The 23611-nt window shown below is 66.7% G+C and carries 22 protein-coding genes and 1 tRNA gene; 2 read left to right on the top strand and 21 right to left on the bottom strand.

Going from position 1 to position 23611, the window contains the following annotated elements; all coding sequences use genetic code 11:
* Nucleotide 1: 1 nt before the first annotated feature.
* From G6N48_RS01345 to argS, 20 genes are all read right to left on the bottom strand, one after another.
* The gene (locus G6N48_RS01345) at nucleotides 2-367 is read right to left on the bottom strand and encodes a F0F1 ATP synthase subunit epsilon (protein ID WP_085268959.1); all 366 of its coding nucleotides are present in this window, start codon (nucleotides 365-367) and stop codon (nucleotides 2-4) included.
* Between the two features lie 24 nt (nucleotides 368-391).
* Nucleotides 392-1858, bottom strand: a complete 1467-nt coding sequence (gene atpD / locus G6N48_RS01340; RefSeq protein ID WP_085268960.1) for a F0F1 ATP synthase subunit beta — start codon at nucleotides 1856-1858, stop codon at nucleotides 392-394.
* 21 nt (nucleotides 1859-1879) lie between these two features.
* Nucleotides 1880-2797 carry a F0F1 ATP synthase subunit gamma gene (locus G6N48_RS01335; RefSeq protein WP_085268961.1) on the bottom strand — a complete coding sequence of 306 codons (918 nt, stop codon included), beginning with the start codon at nucleotides 2795-2797 and terminating at the stop codon, nucleotides 1880-1882.
* A gap of 6 nt (nucleotides 2798-2803) precedes the next feature.
* Nucleotides 2804-4474: a F0F1 ATP synthase subunit alpha gene (atpA, locus tag G6N48_RS01330; protein WP_085268962.1), complete on the bottom strand. Its 1671-nt coding sequence runs from the start codon at nucleotides 4472-4474 to the stop codon at nucleotides 2804-2806.
* A gap of 65 nt (nucleotides 4475-4539) precedes the next feature.
* Complete coding sequence (locus tag G6N48_RS01325) at nucleotides 4540-5880, bottom strand: F0F1 ATP synthase subunit B/delta (protein WP_085268963.1); 1341 nt, start codon at nucleotides 5878-5880, stop codon at nucleotides 4540-4542.
* 6 nt (nucleotides 5881-5886) lie between these two features.
* Complete coding sequence (locus tag G6N48_RS01320; RefSeq protein WP_085268964.1) at nucleotides 5887-6411, bottom strand: F0F1 ATP synthase subunit B; 525 nt, start codon at nucleotides 6409-6411, stop codon at nucleotides 5887-5889.
* A 9-nt stretch (nucleotides 6412-6420) separates the two neighbouring features.
* The gene (locus G6N48_RS01315) at nucleotides 6421-6669 is read right to left on the bottom strand and encodes a F0F1 ATP synthase subunit C (RefSeq protein WP_024636915.1); all 249 of its coding nucleotides are present in this window, start codon (nucleotides 6667-6669) and stop codon (nucleotides 6421-6423) included.
* A gap of 92 nt (nucleotides 6670-6761) precedes the next feature.
* Nucleotides 6762-7517: a F0F1 ATP synthase subunit A gene (gene atpB, locus G6N48_RS01310; RefSeq protein ID WP_085268965.1), complete on the bottom strand. Its 756-nt coding sequence runs from the start codon at nucleotides 7515-7517 to the stop codon at nucleotides 6762-6764.
* Nucleotides 7510-7980, bottom strand: a complete 471-nt coding sequence (locus G6N48_RS01305; RefSeq protein WP_085268966.1) for an ATP synthase subunit I — start codon at nucleotides 7978-7980, stop codon at nucleotides 7510-7512. Before G6N48_RS01305 ends, atpB begins: the two co-directional genes overlap by 8 nt.
* Nucleotides 7981-8204: 224 nt before the next feature.
* On the bottom strand, nucleotides 8205-9425 hold the full coding sequence (locus G6N48_RS01300) for a glycosyltransferase family 4 protein (RefSeq protein ID WP_085268967.1): 1221 nt from the start codon (nucleotides 9423-9425) through the stop codon (nucleotides 8205-8207).
* 41 nt (nucleotides 9426-9466) lie between these two features.
* A complete protein-coding gene (locus tag G6N48_RS01295; protein WP_085268968.1) occupies nucleotides 9467-10120 on the bottom strand; it encodes an L-threonylcarbamoyladenylate synthase in 654 nt (217 codons plus the stop codon).
* Nucleotides 10113-10967 carry a peptide chain release factor N(5)-glutamine methyltransferase gene (prmC, locus tag G6N48_RS01290; protein ID WP_085268969.1) on the bottom strand — a complete coding sequence of 285 codons (855 nt, stop codon included), beginning with the start codon at nucleotides 10965-10967 and terminating at the stop codon, nucleotides 10113-10115. The genes G6N48_RS01295 and prmC overlap by 8 nt, the downstream gene beginning before the upstream one ends.
* Entirely contained in the window at nucleotides 10964-12037 is a 1074-nt protein-coding gene (gene prfA / locus G6N48_RS01285) for a peptide chain release factor 1 (RefSeq protein ID WP_085268970.1), read from the bottom strand. The genes prmC and prfA overlap by 4 nt, the downstream gene beginning before the upstream one ends.
* 120 nt (nucleotides 12038-12157) lie before the next feature.
* A complete protein-coding gene (gene rpmE, locus G6N48_RS01280) occupies nucleotides 12158-12397 on the bottom strand; it encodes a 50S ribosomal protein L31 (protein WP_085268971.1) in 240 nt (79 codons plus the stop codon).
* A gap of 95 nt (nucleotides 12398-12492) precedes the next feature.
* Nucleotides 12493-14355, bottom strand: a complete 1863-nt coding sequence (gene rho / locus G6N48_RS01275) for a transcription termination factor Rho (RefSeq protein WP_085268972.1) — start codon at nucleotides 14353-14355, stop codon at nucleotides 12493-12495.
* A 265-nt stretch (nucleotides 14356-14620) separates the two neighbouring features.
* A complete protein-coding gene (gene thrB / locus G6N48_RS01270; RefSeq protein ID WP_085269046.1) occupies nucleotides 14621-15556 on the bottom strand; it encodes a homoserine kinase in 936 nt (311 codons plus the stop codon).
* Between the two features lie 9 nt (nucleotides 15557-15565).
* Nucleotides 15566-16648, bottom strand: coding sequence for a threonine synthase (gene thrC, locus G6N48_RS01265; protein ID WP_085268973.1), 1083 nt, complete (start codon nucleotides 16646-16648; stop codon nucleotides 15566-15568).
* Entirely contained in the window at nucleotides 16645-17970 is a 1326-nt protein-coding gene (locus G6N48_RS01260; protein ID WP_085268974.1) for a homoserine dehydrogenase, read from the bottom strand. The genes thrC and G6N48_RS01260 overlap by 4 nt, the downstream gene beginning before the upstream one ends.
* 3 nt (nucleotides 17971-17973) lie before the next feature.
* Nucleotides 17974-19392, bottom strand: a complete 1419-nt coding sequence (gene lysA / locus G6N48_RS01255) for a diaminopimelate decarboxylase (RefSeq protein WP_085268975.1) — start codon at nucleotides 19390-19392, stop codon at nucleotides 17974-17976.
* Nucleotides 19389-21041, bottom strand: a complete 1653-nt coding sequence (gene argS, locus G6N48_RS01250) for an arginine--tRNA ligase (protein ID WP_085268976.1) — start codon at nucleotides 21039-21041, stop codon at nucleotides 19389-19391. The genes lysA and argS overlap by 4 nt, the downstream gene beginning before the upstream one ends.
* Nucleotides 21042-21156: 115 nt before the next feature.
* Between argS and G6N48_RS01245 the strand changes: the two genes are divergently transcribed.
* Nucleotides 21157-21229 (top strand) — tRNA-Arg (locus G6N48_RS01245).
* Nucleotides 21230-21387: 158 nt separating this feature from the next.
* Nucleotides 21388-22692 carry an adenylate/guanylate cyclase domain-containing protein gene (locus tag G6N48_RS01240; protein WP_085268977.1) on the top strand — a complete coding sequence of 435 codons (1305 nt, stop codon included), beginning with the start codon at nucleotides 21388-21390 and terminating at the stop codon, nucleotides 22690-22692.
* A 348-nt stretch (nucleotides 22693-23040) separates the two neighbouring features.
* Here the strand turns inward: G6N48_RS01240 and G6N48_RS01235 are convergent, their stop codons facing one another.
* On the bottom strand, nucleotides 23041-23418 hold the full coding sequence (locus G6N48_RS01235; protein WP_139825741.1) for a hypothetical protein: 378 nt from the start codon (nucleotides 23416-23418) through the stop codon (nucleotides 23041-23043).
* Nucleotides 23419-23611: the final 193 nt, after the last annotated feature.

Below are 23611 nucleotides of genomic sequence, written 5' to 3'. Positions count from 1 at the left end.
GTTAGTCGATCGCGCCGACGGCGCGCAATCTGGCGCGCCCCTTGGCGGCCACCCGAGGGTCGTCGGACTCGGAGTCCTCACGGGCCGCAGCCTCGTCGACCTCCGAAGCGAACTCGGCCGACTCGGCGAGGATGCTGACGCTCTCCTCGGTGACCGAAAGGAATCCGCCGTCCACCGCGATCCGCAGATCGTCCTCGCCCTCCCGCTCGACGCGCACCATGGCGTCGTCGACCAGTTGGGCTACCAGCGGGATGTGGCGCGGCAGAATGCCGATCTCGCCGACCGTGGTGCGGGTGAACAGGAACGTTGCCTCCCCCGACCAGATCTTGCGGTCGACGGCGACGATCTCGACATTCAATTCGGCCATCTCACAGCAACTTTCGACTCAGCCTCAGGCATCCAGCTTGGCGCCGAAGGTCTCGGCCTTCTTGGCCAGGTCGTCCAGGCCGCCGATCAGGAAGAACGCCTGCTCCGGGATGTGGTCGAACTCGCCCTTGGTCAGCTTGTCGAATGCCTCGATGGTCTCCTTGACCGGCACCGTCGAACCCGGCTGACCGGTGAACTGCTCGGCCGCCATCATGTTCTGCGAGAGGAACCGCTCGATCCGCCGGGCGCGCTGCACCAGCTGCTTGTCCTCCTCGGACAGCTCGTCGATGCCCAGGATGGCGATGATGTCCTGAAGGTCCTTGTAGCGCTGCAGGATCCGGATGACCTCCTGCGCCACGCGGTAGTGCTCGTCACCGACGACACTGGGGTCGAGGATGGTCGAGCTGGAGGCCAGCGGGTCCACCGCGGGGAAGATGCCCTTGGAGAACACGTTGCGGGAGAGTTCGGTGGTGGCGTCCAGGTGCGCGAACGTCGTCGCCGGCGCCGGGTCGGTGTAGTCGTCAGCGGGCACGTAGACCGCCTGCATCGAGGTGATGGACCGGCCACGGGTCGAGGTGATGCGCTCCTGCAGTTCACCCATCTCGTCGGCCAGGGTGGGCTGATAACCCACCGCCGACGGCATGCGGCCGAGCAGCGTCGACACCTCGGATCCGGCCTGGGTGAACCGGAAGATGTTGTCGATGAACAACAACACGTCCTGGCCCGCCTCGTCGCGGAACCACTCCGCCATGGTCAGCGCCGACAGCGCCACGCGCATACGGGTGCCGGGCGGCTCGTCCATCTGCCCGAACACCAGGGCGGTGTCCTTGAGCACGTCGGCTTCCTTGAGCTCGACCCACAGGTCGTTGCCCTCGCGGGTGCGCTCCCCCACGCCGGCGAAAACCGAGGTTCCACCGAAGTTTCGGGCAATGCGGTTGATCATCTCCTGGATCAGCACCGTCTTGCCCACGCCTGCACCGCCGAACAGCGCGATCTTGCCGCCACGCACGTACGGGGTCAGCAGGTCGACGACCTTCAGGCCGGTCTCCAGCATCTCGGTGCGGGGCTCCAGCTCCTCGAACGGGGGCGGCTTGCGGTGAATCGACCAGTGATCGAAGTCTTCGCCGTAGCCCGGCTTGTCCAGGCAGTCACCGAGGGCGTTGAATACGTGGCCCTTGACGGCCTCGCCCACCGGCACCGAGATCGACTTGCCGGAGTCCCTGACCTCGACGCCGCGCACCAGACCGTCGGTGGGCTGCAAAGAAATCGCGCGCACGAGGTTGTCGCCCAGGTGCTGAGCCACCTCGAGCGTCAGGGTCTTCTTCAGCTCCTCGAAGGTGATCTCGGCGTTGAGCGCGTTGAACAGTTCGGGAACCGAGCCGCGCGGGAACTCGACGTCGACGACGGGACCGGTGACGCGTACCACGCGGCCGTTTATGTCGCCGTCTTGGGACTTCTCGGCCTTCTCTGCGGTTTCAGTAGTAGCAGCCATAATTTTTCTCTTCCTCGTGTGCTACTTGGCGCCGGCGAGCGCGTTTGCGCCGCCGACGATTTCGCTGATCTCCTGGGTGATTTGAGCCTGGCGCTCCCGGTTCGCCATCAGGGTGAGTTCTTTGATCAGGTCGTCGGCGTTGTCGGTGGCGGACTTCATCGCCCGCTGGCGCGAGGCCAGCTCCGATGCCGCGGATTCGAGCAGGGCCGCATAGACGCGAGTCGTGATGTACCGCGGCAGCAGCGCATCGAAAAGCGTTGTGGCGTCCGGCTCGAACGAGTACAGGGTGTGAAGCTCATTGGTGTCTTCGACGTACTCCACGACCAGCGGGGCGATGCGGTGCGCCACGGACGACTGCGACATCATCGACTTGAACTCCGAATAGACGATGTGCAATTCGTCGACGCCCTCGTCGTCCCCCGACTGCTCGTCGTCGCCGTCACCGACACCCTGCATGAAGGTGTCGACCAAGGTGCTGGCGATCTCCGCCGCGTTCTCATACGTCGGTTGCTCGGAGAAGCCGGTCCATGATTCGCTGATATCCCAGTTGCGGAACCTGAAGTAGTTCTGCGCCTTTCGGCCGACGGTGTAGAGCACCGGCGTCTTGCCTTCCTCCCTGAGCAGGGAGAACAGCTCCTCGGACCGACGGAAGATGCCGGAGTTGTATGCACCGCACAGGCCACGGTCGGACGACACCACCAAGACGCCGGCCCGCTTGGGCTCCGGTCGCTCGACCAGCAGCGGGTGGTCCAGCGCCGCTTCGGCCGACAGGGTGGTCAGCATCGCGGTGATCTGAAACGCGTAAGGCCGTGCGGCGTCCAGCCGGGCCTGCGCCTTGCCGATGCGCGATGTGGCGATCATTTCCTGCGCTTTGGTGATCTTCTTGATCGACCCCGCCGAACGTATCCGGCCGCGCAATTCGCGAAGTGTGGCAGCCATCTTGAACTACTTCTTGTCCTTCTTGGCGTCCTTCTGTTCCTTCGGCTTTTCCTTCTTGACTTGCACCGACTCCTTGCCCAGTTCCTCTTCGTCCATGGCTTCGACGTGCTCGTCGGGCACCACCGATCCACCGCCGCTGGCCGCGAAGCCCTTCTTGAACTTCTTGATGATCTCCGTGAGCCGGTCCTGGGCTTCTTCGTCGATCTTCTTGGTGTCGCGAATCCCGGCCAGGAACTTCTCCTCGGAGGCGCGCATGTGGTCGAGCAACTCGGTCTCGAAGCGCCTGACGTCCTCCACGGGCACGGAGTCCAGATGGCCGCCGGTGCCCAGGAAGATCGAAACCACCTGCTCCTCAACGGGCATCGGCTGATACTGCGGTTGCTTGAGCAGCTCGACCAGCCGCTCGCCACGCTCCAGCTGCGCCTTGGAGGTGGCGTCGAGGTCCGACGCGAAGGCCGCGAACGACTCCAGCTCGCGGTATTGCGACAGGTCCAGGCGGAGGCTTCCCGCTACCTCTTTCATCGCCTTGATCTGCGCCGCACCACCGACGCGCGACACCGAGACACCGACGTTGATGGCCGGGCGGACACCCTGGTTGAACAGGTCGGACTCCAGGAAGCACTGCCCGTCGGTGATCGAGATGACGTTGGTGGGGATGTAGGCCGAGATGTCGTTGGCTTTGGTCTCGATGATCGGCAGACCGGTCAGCGAGCCGCCGCCGAGCTCGTCGGACAGCTTGGCGCAGCGCTCCAGCAGCCGCGAATGCAGGTAGAACACGTCGCCCGGGTACGCCTCGCGACCGGGCGGGCGGCGCAGCAACAGCGAGATCGCGCGGTACGCCTCGGCCTGCTTGCTCAGGTCGTCGAAGACGATCAGCACGTGCTTGCCGTCGTACATCCAGTGCTGGGCGATGGCCGAACCGGTGTACGGCGCAAGCCATTTGAAGCCGGCGGAGTCGGATGCGGGCGCCGCGACGATGGTGGTGTAGTCCATCGCCCCGCCCTCCTCGAGCGCACGGCGGACCGACGCGATGGTCGTGCCCTTCTGCCCGATGGCCACGTAGACGCAGCGCACCTGCTTGCGTTCGTCGCCGGACTCCCAGTTCTCGCGCTGGTTGAGGATGGTGTCGACGCACACCGCGGTCTTGCCGGTCTTGCGGTCGCCGATGATCAGCTGCCGCTGGCCGCGCCCGATCGGGGTCATGGCGTCGATGGCCTTGATGCCGGTCTGCAGCGGCTCGCTGACGCTTTGCCGCTGCACCACCGACGGCGCCTGGATCTCCAGCGCGCGCCGGATGTCGGTGTCGATGTCGCCGCGTCCGTCGATCGGGTGCCCGAGGGGATTGACCACGCGGCCGAGGAAGCCGTCGCCGACCGGAACCGACAGGACCTCACCCGTCCGCTTGACCTGCTGGCCCTGCTGGATCGTCTCGAAATCGCCCAGGATGACCGCGCCGATGCTGTGCTCGTCGAGGTTGAGCGCCACGCCGAGCACACCACCGGGAAACTCCAGCAACTCCTGCGTCATCACGGACGGCAGGCCTTCGACGTAGGCGATGCCGTCCCCGGCCTCGATGACCGTTCCGACTTCCTCCCGCGAGGTGTCGGAGGTGAAGGAATCAACGTATTCCTCGATGGCGCTCTGGATGGCTTCAGCGGAGATTGTCAACTCGGCCATGGATCTTCGTCTTCCTACTTGTCTTTCGCGTGGGTCTTTGATGGGTCGTGGGTCGCTGATGTGTGTCAGTCGGGCAACTGCGCCGCAGCCGCGGCCAGCCGAGACGCGAGCGTCCCGTCGATCACCTCGTCGGCCACCGCGATCAACAGCCCGCCCAGCAATTCGGGCTCGATCTGCAGATGAACCGTCACCGGATGGCCGTAGATGCGGCTGAGCACTTCGGTGAGCCGGGTGCGCTGCTCGTCGCTGAGTTCGGCTGCCGCGCTGACCTGTCCGACCACCTCGCCCCGGCGGGCCACCGCGATCTCGGCCAGGAGCTGCACGGCCTCTTCGGCCGGCTCACCCCGCAGCAGCTCGATGGTCTGCGACAGCAGCGCCGTGACGATCGGGTTGACCCGGCCGCTCGCGTCGTCAAGCACCTTGCGCAGTAACTTCACTCGTGATTCGGCGGGAGTCGCGTAGTCGCCCAATAGGATTGCGAGCCGGGGCTGGCCGTCGAGAACGCGGGAGAACCGGAACAACTGCTCCTCGACCTCACCGACGGAGTCCTCGCGCTCGGCGACGATGAGCAAGGCCAGCCGCGACATGTGCTCGAGGGCATCGACCAGATCGGAGTTCGCGGACCAGTGTTCGCAGACGGCTGAGCGCAGCACGGCGAGGGTGGCGTCGCTGACCTTGCCGGAGAACAACCGCTCGAGCAACCGGACGCGGGGCTCCGAATCTTCAGCCGGCACAGTGAGATAACGGGTGACGACCATCTCGCGGTCCAGCGTCTTGGCGACGGTGGCCAGCTCACCGGACATCGTGGCCAGCGCCTTGTTGTCCAGGTCCTCGGCGGTGGCGCTGAGTTGGTTCGCCAGGTTGGCGAGTGCGCGCCGGCTGGCCGATCGCATCCTCTCCATCACCGGGTACTCGACGTCGGCGGACGCCGGCGCCATGGCATCGAGCTCGTCCAGGAACCGATCGACGGTGGACGAGCGCTGAGCGTCGTCGGCGACGTAATTGCTCACCAACTCTCGCGCTTGGCGCACGGCTTCGTGGCCGAGTTCCAGGCGAAGCTGGCGACTGAGCTGCGCCCGCAGCATGTCGACCTGGCGGGCCCCCTGCGCTTTGATGCGTTCCGCGTCCGCGGCGGCCTGGGCCTGCATTTGCTCGGTGATGCGCGCCGCGTCGGACTTGGCCTCTTCGACGACGCTTTCCGCCTCCGACGCGGCCGCCTCGACGGCCCGGCTGTGGGCCGTGGTCGACTCCGTCAGCCGGTCGGCCGCCTTGGCCGACTCCTCGAGCTGCTGACGTACCGCGTCCTGGCGGGCTGCCATCAAACGACGCACCGGCGGCACGACATAACGGACCACCAGGAAGACGATGACGGCGAAACCCACCAACTGTCCGATGAATGTCGACATGCGTGATTACCGTCCGGCCGTCCCGGTCGAGGAGGTGACGGGGGCGACGTCCACGCCGAGGATGCGGCTGGCCAGCGTCGCCGCCATGCCCGCCACGTTGGCGCGCAGATCCAATTCCACGGCGTCCCTTTCCCGCTTCAAGTCTTCGGCGGCCAGCTGCAACGTCGACATCACTTCTTGCTCGGCACGGGCGCGCGCGTCCTCGATAACTTTACGGCCTTCCGCCCGGGCGTTGTCGCGTGCCGACGACGCCTGCACCCGGGCCTCCGTCATGGCCTTCTCGTAATCAGCCTGAGCGGCTTCGAACTGCTCGGCCGCCTTCTTGTTGTCGGCAGCGGTCTTGGCGACCATGGCGTCGCGCTCGCGCATGACCCGTAGCACCGGCGGCACGACGAACGTGCCGATGACGGCCAGCACGATCAGGAAGATTGCCAGCACGAAGAAGAACGTGCCGTTAGGGACGAGGAAGTTGTTGCCTCCCTCTGCAACCACCTGGCTGGACGCCAGAACGCTGCGGCTCGCGTCACCCATCACAGCGAACTAGGTGCCGACCGGCGTAGCGAAGACGAACAGCGCCATGAACGCCAGGTTGATGAAGTAGGCCGCTTCGACCAGACCGACGGTGATGAAGAACGGCGTGAACAACCGTCCCTGCGCCTCGGGCTGCCGCGCGATACCGGAAACCAGCGCGTTTCCGGCGATACCGTCACCGATGCCGGCACCGATCGCGCCGCCACCCATGATCAGGCCACCGCCGATGAGAGCGGCGGCAGCGACTTGGGGGTCCAGAGCCATTCTTTCCTCCTTTATGTGGTGGCTATCTGGTAGCGGTCTACCAGGCGCCTGTATTGGTGCGTGGTGCGGGCCAATTCGTGGCTGTCTCAGTCATGGTGATCCTCGACCTCCATCGCCTGGCTGAAATACAAGATGGTCAAGATGGCGAAGATGAAGGCCTGGATCGCGCCGACGAACAGATCGAAGGACTTCCACACCGCGTTCGGCAGCCACATGATGTACGGCGGGAAGAGCGCGATCAATGCGACCAGGATGCCGCCGGCGAAGATATTGCCGAAGAGTCGCAGTGACAACGAGATCGGCTTGGCGAGTTCCTCCACGAGGTTGATCGGCGCCAGGAAGGCCACGTGGCCCTTGAGCACCGCGAGCGGGTGCCCGACGATGCCGCGACGCCAGATCCCCGCCACGTGATAACAGACGAAGACGAAGAGTGCCAGCGCCAGAACGTAATTGATGTCCGCTGCGGCCGATTTGAGCAACTCGGTGGTGTGCCCGTGGTCGGTGTATTGCAACGGGAGCACCGAAAGCCAGTTGGAGATCAGGATGAACACGAAGATCGTGACAGCCAGCGGGAGGACGAACGGCGCGATCCGCATGCCGATGGCGCTTTCGACCTGACTGCGCATCTGTTCTGTGATTGCCTCCCAGAACAATTGGACGCCGCTGGGCACGCCTTTCGAGGTGATTTTGGCGCGCAGGAAGAAGGCGAGGCCGATCACGATCACCGCGGCGATCGCCGTCGACAGGATGGTGTCGGTGTTGACCGTCATTCCGAGCCAGGTCGCCGTGGTGTGATCGCCGACCTCGATCTGCGAGTCGGCCAGCAAGGTCATCTCAGTCATCGCCGGAGGTCCCCTCTCCCGTGCCTGCCGCCGTTCCCGCCGAGGTCAGGTGATCGCCGGTGCGCAGCTTCTTCCATACCGGTAACGCGGTCGACAGGACCAGGATCACCTGGAAGAGCGCCAGCCCGAACAACACACCCAATCCGGCGGGCCGGAAAACGAAGGCGATGACCAGCCCGGCGACGGTGATGATCGCCAGCCGGGTCGCCGAGTTGATCGCCATCGACTTTTTCAGCGGATGTGTCCGCGCGGTAATCGATTCGACCGAGCGCCGCACCAGGATCGCGTTGAGCAAACCCAGGAGCAAACCGACGCCGAAGAACACCCCGAGCATGAGGCGACCGGACAATCCCGCGGCCAAGATCGCCAGCGCGGTAATGCCGACGCTGATTGCCAAAAGCCGAACCGGTCGGAAAGCAACAGAGGGAAACACCAACGGCGCGTCCTGCGCTGGTGTCGTCACTGCAGCACCTCAATCCAGGTTGATGGAACGGGAACCTTCCGACCGACTGATCGGTGGCCCGCCGAGCGTATCGCACGTCACACCCGAATCACCCAAGGGGTAGCCCTGCTTGCATCGGTCTGAAACCGGTGCAATCGGATCAACGTTCGATGGGCCGGTCGCCCGGCGACCCGCGGGGCTTTTCGGGCTTCTACCTGCACCGTATCATATGATCGAGATCACTACTACTGAGCGTCGTAGTGTTCGTCCCCGTAGTCGTCGCGCCGGCGCAGGAGTGGGATGGCCGTGACCACGCCGGCGACCACGATCGCGCCCAGCATCACGGCGGCGGTGTCGCGGGGATTGAAGAAGATGGAACTCGCCGCCCCGAACGCGACGATGCCCACCCACAGATAGATCAGCAGCACCACCCGCCGGTGTGAATGACCGATCTGCAGCAACCGGTGGTGCAGGTGCATCTTGTCCGGGGTGAAGGCGCTGCGGCCCGCCCGGGTGCGGCGCACGATCGCCAACAACAGATCGAGCATCGGCACGAACATGACGGCCACAACCAGTAGAAACGGCGACAGCAGGGCAAACACGTCGCGAGCGCCGTAGGCGTTCTGGGAGACCGGGCCCGCCGCGGTCGTCGAGGCCGCGGCGAGCATCAAGCCGATCAGCATCGAGCCGGAATCCCCCATGAAGATCTTCGCGCGGTGAAAGTTGTGCGGCAGGAAGCCCAAACAGGCGCCCGCGAGCACCACCGAGATGACGGCGGGCGGATAGAACAGCACGTCGCCGCCGTGGTCGCGAAGCAGGCCGACCGAGAACATGCAGATCGCCATGGCGGTGATGAGGCCGAGCCCCGCGGCGAGCCCGTCGAGCCCGTCGACGAAGTTCATCGCGTTGACGATCGACACCGTCAACGCCAGCGTGAGCAGGATGGACGAGGCCTGGTCCAGCACGATGGTGCCGACGCCGCCGATCGGGATGTACAGGACGCTCCAGGCGACCCCCATCGTGACCAGCACGCTGGCCGCGGTGATCTGGCCCGCGAACTTGGTCAAAGCGTCCAGGCCCCAACGGTCGTCGATGAGTCCGATGCCCATGATCACCGCGCCCGCCACCAGCACCGCGGGCATGCCCGTCGAGTACACGAACCCCCGGGTGAGTGCCGGGAGCTCGGATGCGACGAACACCGCGGAGACGACGCCGAGGAACATCGCCAGCCCGCCCATCCGCGGTGTGGGGGTCACGTGCACGTCGCGCTCGCGCGGGTAGGCCACCGCACCCAGGCGGGTGGCGAGCACCCGCACGGGTCCGGTTGCGAAGTAGGTGACGATCGCCGCGGTGAGCCCCACCAGCGCGAGTTCCCGCAGTGGTACGCCGGCGCCGCGATCGGAGAGGGCGAACAAACCACCGGCAAGGCTGGTCACGTCGCTGGACACCACGAGACCGTACTGCACCAACCTGAGACCTGATCAACCGCGCCGCCGCCGCAACGGCGCTAGGCGATGAGGCTTCCCGGCTCGACGCCGAGGACTTCGGCGATCCGCTCCGCGCTCACCGGGCCCGCCCGCAGGATGCGGGGAGCGGCACCGGTCAGGTCGACGATCGTGGAGGCGGCTCCCTGCTGCGACGGCCCTGCGTCGAGATAGACGTCGACGACATCGCCCAGCTGCTCACGCGCTTCGGCGGCGTCCACCGCGGGGGGGCGGCCGGAGATGTTGGCGCTGGAAACGGCCATGGGGCCCACCTCGCGGAGCAACTCGATCGCGACCGGGTGCAACGGCATTCGCAGCATCACGGTGCCGCGCGCGTCGCCGAGGTCCCATCGCAACGACGGCGCCTGCGTGACCACCAGGCTCAATGCGCCCGGCCAGAACGCGCGGATCAGGTCGTGGGCGCCGTCGGGCATCGTGTAGACCAGGCCCTCGATGGTGTGCCAGGAGCCGACCAGCACGCCCACCGGCATGTCGCGGCCGCGGCCCTTGGCGGCCAACAGCGCCGTCACCGCGGCGCTGTCGAAGGCGTCGGCGCCGATGCCGTACACAGTGTCCGTCGGCATGACGACAAGCCGGCCGCTTTTGAGCGCGCTGACCGCCGAGGCGATTCCCAGCGAACGCTGGTCGGCGTCGGAACAGTCGAAGACGTCAGTCACCGGCGCCGTTCCTTCGGGCCGTCACGAATCTGGGCCGGCCGGCCAGATCCTGGTGTGGCTGGATGCCCTCGAAAACAGTGGTGCGCCGGATCATTTCAACGGTCTCATGCGACGTGGTGTCGTCGTGCTCGACGGCGAACAAGCCGCCCGGGCGCAGCCAGCGCCCGGCGAGACGCACGACGTGGGCGATCACGGCCATCCCATCGAGCCCACCGAACACCGCGTGGCGCGGATCGTGTTGCGTCACTTCGGGGTCCAGCGTCTCCTCCGCCCTGGCGGGGACGTAGGGCGGATTGGCGACGACCAGGTCGACGCCCCGGTCGAACTCCGGGAGCAGGCCCGGCGAGGTGACGTCGGCGCGGACGAGTTCGACGGCCGTGCCGTCGGCGTTGCGGCGGGCGTACTCGAGGGCCGCGTCGGAGTCGTCGATGCCGACGATGCGGGCGGCGGGCCGGTGGTGGGCCAGCGCGACGGCCAGCGCGCCCGATCCCGTGCACAGGTCGACGATCACCGGCCGCGCCGGAAGTTGTTGCGCGGCGGCCCATGCCAACATCGCCTCGGTCTCCGGGCGCGGCACGAAGACTCCGGGCCCGACGTGCAGCAGCGCCGGGCCGAACGCCGCGGTCCCGGTGAGGTACTGCAACGGCACCCGTCGCGAGCGCGCGGCCACGGCGTCACGGTAGCGCCCGAGGAAATCGTCGTCGGGCGAATCCAGCAGGATCAGCCGGCCGCGGTCGACGCCTGCCACGTGTGCGGCCAGCGATTCGGCATCCCAGCGTGCCGAGTCGATACCCGCGTCGGCGAGCTGCGCCGCAGCGGAGTCGATCACGCGCCGCAGGGCGGTCATGCCTGTTGCAGCCGAGATTGTTTGTCCGCAGCGCGCAGCGCGTCGAACATCGCGTCGAGGTCGCCGTCGAGCACCTGGTCGAGGTTGTGCGCCTTAAACCCGATCCGGTGGTCGGTGATCCGATTCTCCGGGAAGTTGTAGGTGCGGATGCGTTCGCTGCGGTCGACGGTCCGGATCTGGCTGGCACGGTCCGCCGACGCGTCGGCCAGCGCCTGCTCCTCGGCCAGCGCCTGCAGCCGGGCCGCCAGCACCTGCAGCGCACGAGTCTTGTTCTGCAACTGCGACCGTTCGTTCTGGCAGGTGACGACGATGCCGGTGGGCAGATGAGTGATCCGCACCGCCGAGTCGGTGGTGTTGACGCCCTGGCCGCCCTTGCCCGAGGAGCGGTATACGTCGATGCGCAGATCCGACTCGTCGATCTGCACCTCGCCCACTTCCTCGGGTTCCGGATAAACCAGCACGCCGGCCGCCGAAGTGTGAACGCGCCCTTGAGATTCCGTGACCGGGACGCGTTGGACGCGGTGCACCCCGCCCTCGAACTTCATGCGCGACCACACGCCGTCGGCGGCGTCGCCCTTGCTGGCGATGGACAGGGTGGCGTCTTTGTAGCCACCCAGGTCCGATGTCGTCTCGTCCAGCACGGTGACCGTCCAGCCGTGCCGTTCGGCGTAGCGGATGTACATCCGGGCCAGATCCGCGGCGAACAACGCCGACTCTTCGCCGCCCTCGCCGGATTTGACCTCGAGGACGATGTCGTCGGCGTCGTGCGGGTCGCGTGGCGCCAGCATGTCGGTGAGCTGGACGTCCAGATCGGCAACCCGCGTTTCCAGTTCGGTCACCTCGGCGGCGAACGACTCGTCGTCGACGGCCAGTTCACGCGCGGTTTCCAGGTCGTCGCGCGCCGACGCCAGCTTGCGGTACGTGGCCACGATCGGGGCCAACCGGGCGAAACGGCGACCGGCTTTGCGCGCCTCCGCGGGGTCGCTGTGCAGTTCGGGGTCCGCCAGCCGCCGCTCGAGTTCGGCGTGTTCGGCCAGCAGCACGTCGATAGTCTGCACCGGCTGGGTCATGTCACACCTCCTGCCCCGTCACGTCCCGCGCTGAGTGCCGCCAAAAGCCGAAGTCCCGCGAACGCGAACCGACGCCCGGCCTGTGCGTGGACCCGCACAGTTCGGGCGTCGGCAATCCAGCTACTTGTCGGTGTTCTCCGGGGCGGCGCCGCCCTTGCGCTTGCCGTACCGCTTCTCGAAGCGTGCCACGCGGCCACCGCTGTCGAGGATCTTCTGCTTGCCGGTGTAGAACGGGTGACACTGCGAGCAGACCTCGACGACGATGCGCCCACCCTCTTTGGTGCTGCGCGTCTGGAAGGTGTTGCCGCAGCCGCACAACACGGTGGTCTCCGCGTAAGCGGGGTGGATGTCAGATTTCATGCTGTCCTCTTCAGGTCTTGTCGGGCATCGATTATGCCAGGTCAACCACTGTCTTCCCAAAACAGCGGGGTGCGCCTGGGCATTCCCGGCCGGCGTTAGTCGTTGTCCATCGATCCGGGTGTCGTCTTGGACACCTGGACCAGGAATTCGTAGTTGTTCTTGGTCTTGCGCAGCTGGCTCATCAGCAGGTCGATGGCCTGGTGGGAATCCAGACCGGACAGGACGCGGCGCAGCTTGTGCACGATCGCGAACTCGTCGGGCGACAGCAGCAGCTCGTCCTTGCGGGTGCCGGACGGGTTGACGTCGACCGCCGGGAAGACCCGTCGTTCGGAGATCTTGCGGTCGAGCTTGAGCTCGGCGTTACCCGTGCCCTTGAACTCTTCGAAGATCACTGTGTCACCGGTGGATCCGGTCTCGACCATCGCGGTGGCGATGATCGTCAACGAGCCGCCTTCCTCGATGTTGCGGGCGGCGCCGAGGAAGCGCTTCGGCGGGTAGAGGGCCGTGGAGTCCACACCACCGGACAGGATGCGCCCCGACGCCGGGGACGCGTTGTTGTAGGCGCGCCCGAGGCGGGTGATCGAGTCGAGCAGCACGACGACGTCCTTGCCCTGCTCGACGAGGCGCTTGGCCCGCTCGATGGCCAGCTCGGCGACCGACGTGTGGTCTGACGGCGGCCGGTCGAACGTCGAGGCGATGACCTCGCCCTTGACCGAGCGCGTCATGTCGGTGACCTCCTCCGGACGCTCGTCGACGAGCACGACCATGAGGTGGCATTCCGGGTTGTTCTTGGTGATCGCGTTGGCGATGTCCTGCAGGATGGTCGTCTTACCCGCCTTCGGCGGGGACACGATCAGCGCACGCTGCCCCTTGCCGATCGGCATGATCAGGTCGATGACCCGGGTGGTCAGCCGGTCGGGAGTGGTTTCCAGGCGCAGGCGCTGGTTGGGATACAGGGGCGTCAACTTGCTGAAATCGGGACGCTTCTTGGCGTCTTCGACCGAGCCGCCGTTGACGGTGTCCAGGCGTACCAACGGGTTGAACTTCTGCCGCTGGTTCGGCTGCTCGCCGTCCCGCGGCACCCGGACGGCGCCGGTCACCGCATCGCCGCGGCGCAGACCGTTCTTGCGCACCATGTTCATCGACACGTAGACGTCGTGCGGACCAGCCAGGTAGCCGGACGTGCGCACGAATGCGTAATTGTCGAGAACGTCAAGGATTCCGGCCACCGGCTGGACGACGTCGTCGTCCCGGAGCTCGGCTTCGTTACCGCCCTCGCCCGACCGTTCGCCGCGGCGCCGGCGGTCGCGGAAGCGACGTCCCCGCCGACCCTGGCGTCCCTCACCGTCGTCGTCTTGCTGGTTCTGGTTGGAGCCGCCGCGCGACTGCTGGCCGGAGCCCTGCTGGTCGCCGCTCTGGTCGTTGCCGGCGTCCGGCCCGCGCTCGTCGGTCTTGGTGTCCTGTTTGGCTTCCTGGCGGTTGCCGGACGCGGACTCCCGGTGGTTTTCGCGGCGGCTGGAGGCTTCGCCCTCGGCGCCGTTGGCGGCCGATCCCGCTTCGCGGGACGCTCCGCGCCGTTCGCGGCGTGGAGCCTCGGTCGACGAGCCGTTCTGCTCGGTGTGGGGGGCCGGCGCTGCGGCGCCCGCGGTGTCTGAGGCGTCTGCGGCGTCTGCAGTGTCTGTCTTGACGCTGTCCGCAGCGGAACCGCCGTTGGCGGAGGTTCCGTTGGCCTCTCCCCTAATCTCCTTGATCGCGGCGATCAGCTCGTTCTTGCGCATGCCGGATGTGCCCTTGACACCGGCTCGATTGGCGAGTGCGCGCAGCTCAGGCAGCACCATCGTGGACAGTGCGCCGGACGGTATCTCACGTTTGGCGTCTGGGGTGTCATTGGTCACGGCGTTCGACAGCGCAGCGCTGTCGGTACTTTCGTCAGCCGTGAACAGGTCCGTATCAGTCACGGATTTCCTTTCTTCCCCCGCTGATCACGTCATAGGGGGGTCGTTGCATTCAGCCAAATTGCCGAGTGCGCCCAATAGTCGACTCTGCAACGTTGATCGCCTGGATTTGGCGGAGAGAGCGGCGAACCTCGTCCACGAGAAGAATTGGTGTTGTCCTAGCGGCAAGCAGTATGTTTGCAGATGCAGATCCTGCGATTGCTGGACGCGTCCGAGGATAGCCCGCATCTTTGGCTTAAGCAAGCAAACCCTCCGGCCACGGTGTGGATCAACCTGGGACTGTGACGCCCGGGGCCCAGCGAACACCTTCGCCCGCCGTCATCTCCGTGATGGTGAATCCGTGCGCGGCACCATACTCCACCGCTTCCGTGGGCAACTCCGTCGCTGTGGTCAATGCGATCAGCGAGGGACCCGCCCCCGAAAGCGTCGCTGCCACGTTATGACGCCGCAGCAGCCGCAAATATTCCGCCGAGGCCGCCATCGCCGGTGCGCGTTGCGGTTGGTGCAGCACGTCTTCGGTGGCCGCCATCAGCATGTCGGGGCGTTCGGTCAGTGCCACCACCAGCAACGCCGCTCGGCTGACGTTGAAGGCGGCGTCGTCGTGGCTGACCCGGGTGGGCAGCAGGACGCGGGTCTCCGCGGTCAACGAGCGTTCCTCGGGTATCGCAGAGTACAGGCGGATGTCGGGGTGCAACCGCAGCGAGACGGCCGCGTAGCGGGGACCTTCGTCGGTGCGGTCGGTCCACGAGACCACCGCTCCACCGAGCACGGCCGCGGCCGCGTTGTCCGGATGGCCCTCGAACTCCGACGCCAGCTGGATCAGCTGGCCGGTGCTCAATCTCTCGCAATCAACCTGTGCCACAAGACCATTGACCGCGGCCAAGCCACTCACCACCGCCGCGGCGGAGGAACCCAGGCCGCGTGAATGCGGAATGGCGTTGCGGCAGCGCACCACCAATCCCGGCGCGCGGGTTCCCAGGGCATTGAACGCGCACTCGATGGCACGGACCACCAGATGGTCGGGGCCCAGTGGGACCTGGTCGGCCCCCTCTCCTTCGACGATCACGCTCAAGCCGGAATGCGTTGTTTCCAAGACGATCTCGTCGGTCAGGCTCAGCGCCAGGCCGAGGCTGTCGAAACCGGGACCGAGGTTGGCGCTCGAGGCGGATACCACGGCGCTCGCCACGAGCCCGGCCGGCAGCATCTGGGCCACTTAGGCCAGTCCCAGTTTCTCGACCACCAACACCGGGTCGACCGGAAGAGCGGAGACCACCGGCATGTCCTGCAGCGCGGTGTCGGGGTCCTTGAGGCCGTTGCCGGTGACCGTGCAGACCACCGTCGATCCGCGCGCCACCCAGCCGTCCTCAACGGACTTGAGCAGACCGGCGATGCTGGCGGCCGACGCGGGTTCGACGAACACTCCCTCGGACTGTGCGACGAGGTGGTACGCGGCCAGGATCTCGTCGTCGGTGGCCGCCAGGAAGCGTCCGTTGGACTGCTGCTGGGCCTGGACGGCGGCCGTCCAGGACGCCGGCGCGCCGATGCGGATCGCGGTCGCGATGGTCTCCGGGTGGCTGACGGGCGCGCCGTGAACCAGGGGCGCCGCGCCGGCGGCCTGCGTGCCCAGCATGCGCGGCAACTTGTCGATCAGACCTTCGTGGCGGTACTCGGTGTAACCCTTCCAGTACGCGGTGATGTTGCCCGCATTGCCGACCGGCAGGGCGTGCACGTCCGGCGCGTAGCCGAGCGCGTCCACTATCTCGAACGCCGCGGTCTTCTGCCCCTCGATGCGGACCGGGTTGACGGAGTTGACCAGGGAGATCGTCGGAAAGTCGGCGGCCATCTTGCGGGCGAGTTCCAGGCAGTCGTCGAAGTTGCCGTCGATCTGGATGATCTTGGCGCCGTGCATCACGGCCTGCGCCAGCTTGCCCATCGCGATCTTGCCCTGCGGTATCAGCACCGCGCAGGTGATCCCGGCACGCGCGGCGTACGCCGCCGCGGACGCCGAGGTGTTTCCCGTCGACGCGCACAGCACGGCCTGCTGCCCTCGAGCCAGCGCGTCGGTGACGGCCATCGTCATTCCGCGGTCCTTGAAGGACCCGGTGGGATTGAGGCCCTCGACCTTGAGATGGACCGTGCAGCCGGTCATCTGTGAGAGGCGGGGCGCGGGGATCAGCGGGGTGCCGCCCTCGAGCAGGGTCACCGGAGTCCAGTCGTCGCCGACCGGCAGCCGGTCGCGGTAGGCCGCGATCAGGCCCGGCCAGGGCTGATGAACGGCTGTGCGCGGGGCGCTCACAGCCCGGTCCCTTCCAGCCGCAGCACGCTGGCCACCCGCTGCACCACGTCCAAATCGGCCAGCGCATCGACGGTTTCGGAGAGGGCGGCGTCGGTGGCGCTGTGGGTGACCACGACGATGCGCGCACCCACCCGCCGGCCGCCCTCATCCACCACGCCCTCCTGGCGAACCTCGGCGATGCTCACCTCGCGCTTGGCGAATTCGGCCGCCACGGTGGACAACACACCGGGCTTATCGGCGACGTTGATGCTCAGGTAGTAGCGGGTCGTGATCAAACCCATTGGCGCGACGGCCAGTTGAGCATACTTCGACTCCTTGGGCCCCCGGCTGCCCAGAACCCGGTTGCGGGCGGCCATCACCAGGTCGCCGGTCACCGCCGACGCGGTGGGCGCGCCGCCGGCTCCCTGACCGTAGAACATCAGGCGCCCCGCGGCCGCGGCCTCGACGACCACGGCGTTGAATGCCCCGCTGACCGTGGCCAGCGGATGCGACAGCGGCACCAGCGCCGGGTATACGCGGGCCGAAACCCGTTCCTGGCCATCGTCGCCCGCAATGCGCTCGCAGATAGACAGCAACTTGATGGTGCAGCCGAGCGCCCGCGCCGAGGCGAAGTCGGCCGGGGTGATCTTGGTGATGCCCTCACGGTAGACGTCGTCGGCGGTCACCCGGGTGTGAAAGGCGATGGACGCCAGGATCGCGGCCTTGGCCGCGGCGTCGTAGCCCTCGACGTCGGCGGTGGGGTCGGCCTCGGCGTACCCCAGCGCGCCGGCATCGGCCAGCGCGGCATCGTAGTTCGCGCCGGTGCTGTCCATCTCGGACAGGATGTAGTTCGTGGTGCCGTTGACGATGCCGGCCACCCGCAGCACCGTGTCACCGGAAAGCGACTGGGTGAGCGGACGGATGACCGGGATCGCTCCCGCGACCGCCGCCTCGAAATACAGGTCGACGTTGGCGCTTTCGGCCGCCTGCGCCAGCTCGCCGGTGGAGACCGACAGCAACGCCTTATTGGCGGTGACGACGGACTTGCCGTGTTCGAGCGCGGACAGGATCGCCTTGCGTGAGGGCTCGACCGGTCCCATCACCTCGACGACGATGTCGACGTCCTCGCGGGTGACGAGTTCTTCGATATTGTCGGTGAGGAGTTCGATGGGGACTCCGCGGTCGGCCGCGACGCGGCGCACCCCGATGCCGCGTAGCACCAACGGCGCGCCGACCCGGGCGGCGAGGTCGTCCGCACCTTCCTGGATGATCCGGACGACTTCACTACCGACGTTGCCCAACCCGAGCACCGCTACGCCGACCGGCCTTTCGTCACCGGACACGGTTCACCTCACTTCCAGACTCAATAGATCGTCAACCGTCTCACGGCGCAGAATCAAGCGGGCCTGCCCGGCACACACCGCCACCACGGCGGGCCGGCCCAGCATGTTGTAGCGGCTGGAGAGCGAATAACAGTAGGCACCGGTCGCGGCCACCGCGAGCAGGTCGCCGGGCCGCAGATCGTCGGGCACCCAGGCGTCGCGCACGACGATATCGCCGCTCTCGCAATGCTTCCCGACGATGCGAGCCAGGGTCGCGGGCGCGTCGCTGACGCGGGACACCAATCGCGCGTCGTACTGCGCGTCGTAGAGCGCGGTACGGATGTTGTCGCTCATGCCGCCGTCGACGCTGACGTAGCGCCGCTGAGCCGTCGCGCTGACGTCGACGTCCTTCACGGTCCCGACCTCGTAGAGCGTGATGGTCCCGGGCCCGGCGATCGCGCGGCCCGGTTCGACCACCAGCCGTGGCGTCGGCAGGCCCACCGCCGCCGACGCGTCGCGCACGATCGCGGTCAGCTTGGCCGCCAACTCGGCCACCGGCGGCGGGTCATCGGTCGACAGATACGAAATGCCCAGGCCGCCACCGAGATCTACGGTCGAGATCTGCGCGGTCTTGTCGACGCCGAACTCCTCGACGATCTCCTGCAGCAGCCCGATGACGCGGCGGGCGGCGACCTCGAAGCCGTCCACGTCGAAGATCTGGGAACCGATGTGGCTGTGCAACCCGACGAGTCGCAGGTGGTCGGCGGCGAATACCCGCCGCACCGCGCCCATCGCCGCGCCGCTGGCCAACGAGAGCCCGAACTTCTGGTCCTCGTGCGCGGTCGAGATGAACTCGTGCGTGTGTGCCTCGACGCCGACGGTGAGCCGTACGAAGACGTCCTGGACGACGCCGGCCTCGCCGGCGATCTGGTCCAACCGCTCGATTTCGATCATCGAGTCCACGACGACATGCCCGACACCGGCCTTGACCGCGGCCGTCAATTCCGCGACGGACTTGTTGTTGCCGTGCAGGGTGATTCGCTCGGGCGGGAAGTCGGCGTGCAACGCGACCGCGAGCTCACCGCCGGTGGATACGTCCAGCGACAGGCCCTCCTGGTCGACCCAGCGGGCAATCTCGGTGGACAGGAAGGCCTTGGCCGCATAGCACACGTTCTGCCCACCGCCGAACGCCGACACCATCTCCTTGCAGCGCGAGCGGAAATCGTCCTCGTCGATGACGAACAGCGGCGTGCCGTACTCCTGGGCAAGCCGGGTCACCGGCACCCCCGCGAGGGAGGCCACGCCACTGCCGTCGCGAACCATGTTGCGCGGCCATACGTTCGGCGCCAGTCGCAGCACCTCTTCTGGGGATTGCGGCCGCGGCGGGCTGCCGGGGCTGCGGGCGTCTTCGGCGTGCCGGGGGCCGGCGGGGTGGACGTTCACATGCGCTCCGGGGCGGTGACTCCCAGTATCGTCAGGCCGTTGGCGATGACCTGGCGGGTGGCCTGGCACAGCGCCAGGCGGGCGGTGTGGAGCTCGGTCGGTTGCTCGTCGCCCTGGGGCAGCACCCGGCACGAGTCGTAGAAGCGGTGGTAGTCGCCGGCCAGGTCTTCGAGGTAGCGGCACACCCGGTGCGGCTCCCGCAGGGACGCCGCGGTTTTCAGCACGCGCGGGAATTCCCCGATGGTGCGCAGCAGCGTGCCCTCTTTGTCGTGGTCGAGCAGCTCGAGATGCCCGGTGTCGGGGATCAGGCCCAGCTCGGCGGCGTTGCGGGCCAGCGCCGAGAGCCGGGCATGCGCGTATTGCACGTAGTAGACCGGGTTCTCGTTGGACGCCGACGACCACAGCGCCAGGTCGATGTCGATTGGGGTGTCCACCGACGACCGGATCAGGCTGTACCGCGCGGCATCGACGCCGATGGCCTCGACGAGGTCGTCGAGGGTGATCACCGTTCCGGCCCGCTTGCTCATCCGGACCGGCTGGCCGTCCCGGAGGAGGTTGACCATCTGCCCGATGAGCACCTCGACGGTCGCGGGGTCCTCGCCGAAGGCGGCTGCCACGGCCTTGAGCCGGGCGATGTAGCCGTGGTGGTCGGCCCCGAGCATGTAGATGCACAGGTCGAAGCCGCGCTGCCGCTTGTCCAGGTAGTAGGCGATGTCGCCGGCGATGTAAGCCGGCTTGCCATCGCTCTTGATCACGACACGGTCCTTATCGTCGCCGAAAGCGCTGGTACGCAACCAGGTTGCGCCGTCCTTCTCGTAGATGTTGCCGGTCTGGCGCAGCCGGGCGATGGCCTCGTCGACCCGGCCGCTGCTGTGCATCGAATCCTCGTGCGTGTACACGTCGAAGTCGGTGCCGAACTCGTGCAGCGTCTCCTTGATGTGGGTGAACATCATGTCGACGCCGATTTCGCGGAAGGTCTCGTGCATCTCGGCCTGCGGCAGGCTCAGCGCGTCGGGCGCCTTCTGCAGCACCTGGGCGGCGATGTCGTTGATGTAGTCGCCGGCGTAGCCGTCCTCCGGCGTTGGCTCCCCCTTGGCCGCGGCGATCAGCGAGTTGGCGAACCGGTCGATCTGGGCGCCGTGGTCGTTGAAGTAGTACTCGCGCTCCACGTCCGCGGCCTGGGTGGACAGCAACCGTCCCAGCGCGTCGCCGACGGCCGCCCAGCGGGTGCCGCCGATGTGGATGGGCCCGGTGGGGTTGGCCGAGACGAACTCGAGGTTGATCTTCTGCCCCGCCAGCGCATCGGAGTGCCCGTAGGTGTCGCCGGCGTCGATGACGTTGTTGACGACGACGGCCTGGGCCGAGGCCTCCAGTCGAAGGTTGATGAAGCCCGGCCCGGCGACCTCGGCCGAGGCGACGCCGTCGGTCCGCGAGAGCGCGTCGGCAAGCCATCCGGCGAGTTCACGCGGGCTCGCGCCGACCTTCTTGCCCAGCTGCAGCGCCAGGTTGCTGGCGTAATCGCCGTGCTCGGGGTTGCGGGGCCGCTCCACGGTGACGGACTGCGGCAAAGCCGCAGCATCCAGCCCGCGCTCGGCCAGCACCGCGGCGGCGGTGGTTCTGAGCAGCTCAGCCAGGTCAGCGGGGGTCACGAGCGTCCATCCTATTGGCTGGGGCGCTCGCGCCCCGAATCCGTCGCGGTGACGAAGCAGCCACCGCGATGCGTTAGTCTGTTCGGGCCCGATGGTGCAGCAACAAAGTTGTCGCGCCCCCGTAGCTCAGGGGATAGAGCGTCTGCCTCCGGAGCAGAAGGCCGCAGGTTCGAATCCTGCCGGGGGCACTGTCTGAACAGCGCAAACGTAAGACCGTGCAATACACGTGAAATAACGGGCACCTAGACGGCACCACGGTAACCGCACCACGGTCAGCCCCGTGTGACAGGCCGCGCCGGTTGCGTGACATCGAAACTCGGGCCGATCCTGGGCTTACACTTCCGCAATGTTCTCGGAGACGCGCTACGCGCTGAACGGGGATCTGCGCGTCGCCTATCGCACGTCACGCGAAGGTCCTCGCGACATCGTGTTCGTCCCGAATTGGTTCACGTGCTGCGAGCTAATTCCGGAGCTGCCGTCCCTTCAAGGGTGGGTCGATGCGATGACGTCGCTCGGTCGGCTCGTCTTCTTCGACCAGCCGGGCACGGGAGCATCCGATCCCGTCGCGCCGGGCGCGCTGCCGACCTTGGAGCAATGGGCAGACAGCATCACCGCGGTGCTCGACGATCTCGGGAGCAGCGAAGCGGTCCTCCTTGCGTGGGACGGCGCGTTCGGGACGGCTGCGCTGTTCGCGGCGACGCATCCGTCCCGCACCAGCGCGCTGGTCGTGCTTGAGGGCAACGCGGATACGTCGAGCGTCGCCGACCCCCAGGAAGTCATCGCCGGGATTGTGGCGATGTGGGGCACGGGCGAGTGGCAGCATGTCTTGAATCCGGACATGTCGTGGAACGAGGAGATCCGGGCGACGTTCGCCCGGATGGAGCGTCTGGCGGCGAGCCCAGCAACGGTAACTCGGATGGTGCCACTTTTGTCCGAAGTGGATGTGCGAGCGGTTCTTCCGACGATCCGCGTGCCGACCATGGTCGTCCACCACACCGAAGACGCGATACTCGTGCCCGCGATGGGCAAGTACATCGCGGACCACATACCGGGCGCGAAGTACGTCGAACTGCCGGGCCGCAACATGTATCACTTCGTCGAACCATGGCGCGAGTCGTTCCAAGAGATCGCCGCGTTCCTTACCGGCCACCAAGCCGAAGTGGCCGACGACCGGGTGCTGGCAACGGTGCTTTTCACCGACATCGTGGACTCGACACGCCGCGCCGCAACGTTGGGCGACCGGGACTGGCATGCGTTGCTCGATGCGCACGATGCCATCGTCAGGTCGCAGCTGACTCGGTTTCGAGGCCGCGAGGTGAACACCTCCGGAGACGGTTTCCTGGCGGTGTTCGACGGCCCGCAGCGAGCGATCCGCTGCGCCATGGCGATCCGCGACGCCTTGCAAGCACTCGGCATCCAGGTGCGCGCCGGGCTGCACACCGGCGAATGCGAGCTACGCGACGAGGACATCGGCGGTATCGCCGTGCACATCGGGGCGCGCGTGAGCGCACTGGCAGGGCCGAATGAGGTACTCGTGTCGAGTACGCTGCGCGACCTGGTTATCGGGTCAGGGCTGGAATTCGAAGACCGGGGCACGCACCAACTGAAGGGCGTACCCGGTGAATGGCGCATCTTCGCCGTCACTTCTTAGTAGCAGCTGCGGGAAAGCAGTCACCACAATGGGCGTGACCATCGTCTACCACTACACAGACACCCAGGCGTTCAAAGGTGTCGTAGAGAAGGCAGAGTTGTGGGCCACCGACTTCAGGTATCTCAACGACCCCGCGAGCTCGTCTACACGTGGGCCGCGTTCGTGGAGAAGCTGGACCAGCTCGCCGAACAGCCGGGCGATTACTCGGAGGCCTATCGGGCACAGCCCGGCGTCGCCCCTGTTCGACCCGGCCATCTGTGACAACGACAGCCACGAGCGCGGCGGCAGGAGCGTGTGATCCGGAGGACCCGGGTTGCACCGGATTGCAGCGCTGCGGGCGTCACGGTGTCAGATGTACATGCGCTTCTTACGAATCGGCGCTTGCCCGGGCACCGTGACTTCGGTGGTCGTGACCATCTGGCCGAAGTCGGCGCGGACTGATACGTCGCCCTCGGATGCGGTGAAGTCGGCCTTACCCTTTCCGCGTTTCACGGGTAGTCCCTTGAGTTTGAAATACACCTCGATCTGGTGGCTGCCGGGCGTGATGTCGATGCGAGTCGGGGCGCCCCAGTCGCCTTCGTGTTCGACGCCATCGACAGCGATATACGGCACGCCAAGCTTCTCGCGGCCCTTCATCCCAGCTGCCAAGCTGGCAGTCGTAAGCCCTGTGGCCTTGAACTTCGGATTATGAAAAGTCACCGTCAACGACGGATTTGCAGTGTTCATGGGGCGCATTGTGCGCGCCGGACCTGCGAAGCCACCCATCAATGAGCAATATTTCACGGATCGTTTCACTTCGTCACGGGGCGGCGGCTCGCCTGACCGCATTAGGCGGATGCGACCCCGGGGGACTCGTCGGTTCCAACATCACCCTCGGCGGACGGTCCCGCACACGCCTGCCAGATGACGGCGAGATCAT

Origin of the sequence: Mycobacterium parmense, from assembly GCF_010730575.1 — a bacterium.
Classification (GTDB): Bacteria; Actinomycetota; Actinomycetes; order Mycobacteriales; family Mycobacteriaceae; genus Mycobacterium; species Mycobacterium parmense.
Note: the sequence above shows the minus strand (reverse complement) of the source record. Positions and strands in the feature narration are given on the sequence as shown.

Coding starts and splice junctions, on each gene's coding strand:
- G6N48_RS01335 (WP_085268961.1), bottom strand. CDS start 2,797: ATGGCTGCCACACTTCGCGAATTGCGCGGCCGGATACGTTCGGCGGGG.
- prfA (WP_085268970.1), bottom strand. CDS start 12,037: ATGACCCAGCCGGTGCAGACTATCGACGTGCTGCTGGCCGAACACGCC.
- thrB (WP_085269046.1), bottom strand. CDS start 15,556: ATGCTGCCGGCCGGGCTCGTGGCGAGCGCCGTGGTATCCGCCTCGAGC.
- G6N48_RS01240 (WP_085268977.1), top strand. CDS start 21,388: ATGTTCTCGGAGACGCGCTACGCGCTGAACGGGGATCTGCGCGTCGCC.
- G6N48_RS01345 (WP_085268959.1), bottom strand. CDS start 367: ATGGCCGAATTGAATGTCGAGATCGTCGCCGTCGACCGCAAGATCTGG.
- G6N48_RS01325 (WP_085268963.1), bottom strand. CDS start 5,880: ATGTCGACATTCATCGGACAGTTGGTGGGTTTCGCCGTCATCGTCTTC.
- prmC (WP_085268969.1), bottom strand. CDS start 10,967: ATGACCGCCCTGCGGCGCGTGATCGACTCCGCTGCGGCGCAGCTCGCC.
- atpB (WP_085268965.1), bottom strand. CDS start 7,517: ATGACTGAGATGACCTTGCTGGCCGACTCGCAGATCGAGGTCGGCGAT.
- atpD (WP_085268960.1), bottom strand. CDS start 1,858: ATGGCTGCTACTACTGAAACCGCAGAGAAGGCCGAGAAGTCCCAAGAC.
- atpA (WP_085268962.1), bottom strand. CDS start 4,474: ATGGCCGAGTTGACAATCTCCGCTGAAGCCATCCAGAGCGCCATCGAG.
- rpmE (WP_085268971.1), bottom strand. CDS start 12,397: ATGAAATCTGACATCCACCCCGCTTACGCGGAGACCACCGTGTTGTGC.
- G6N48_RS01235 (WP_139825741.1), bottom strand. CDS start 23,418: ATGAACACTGCAAATCCGTCGTTGACGGTGACTTTTCATAATCCGAAG.
- G6N48_RS01320 (WP_085268964.1), bottom strand. CDS start 6,411: ATGGGTGACGCGAGCCGCAGCGTTCTGGCGTCCAGCCAGGTGGTTGCA.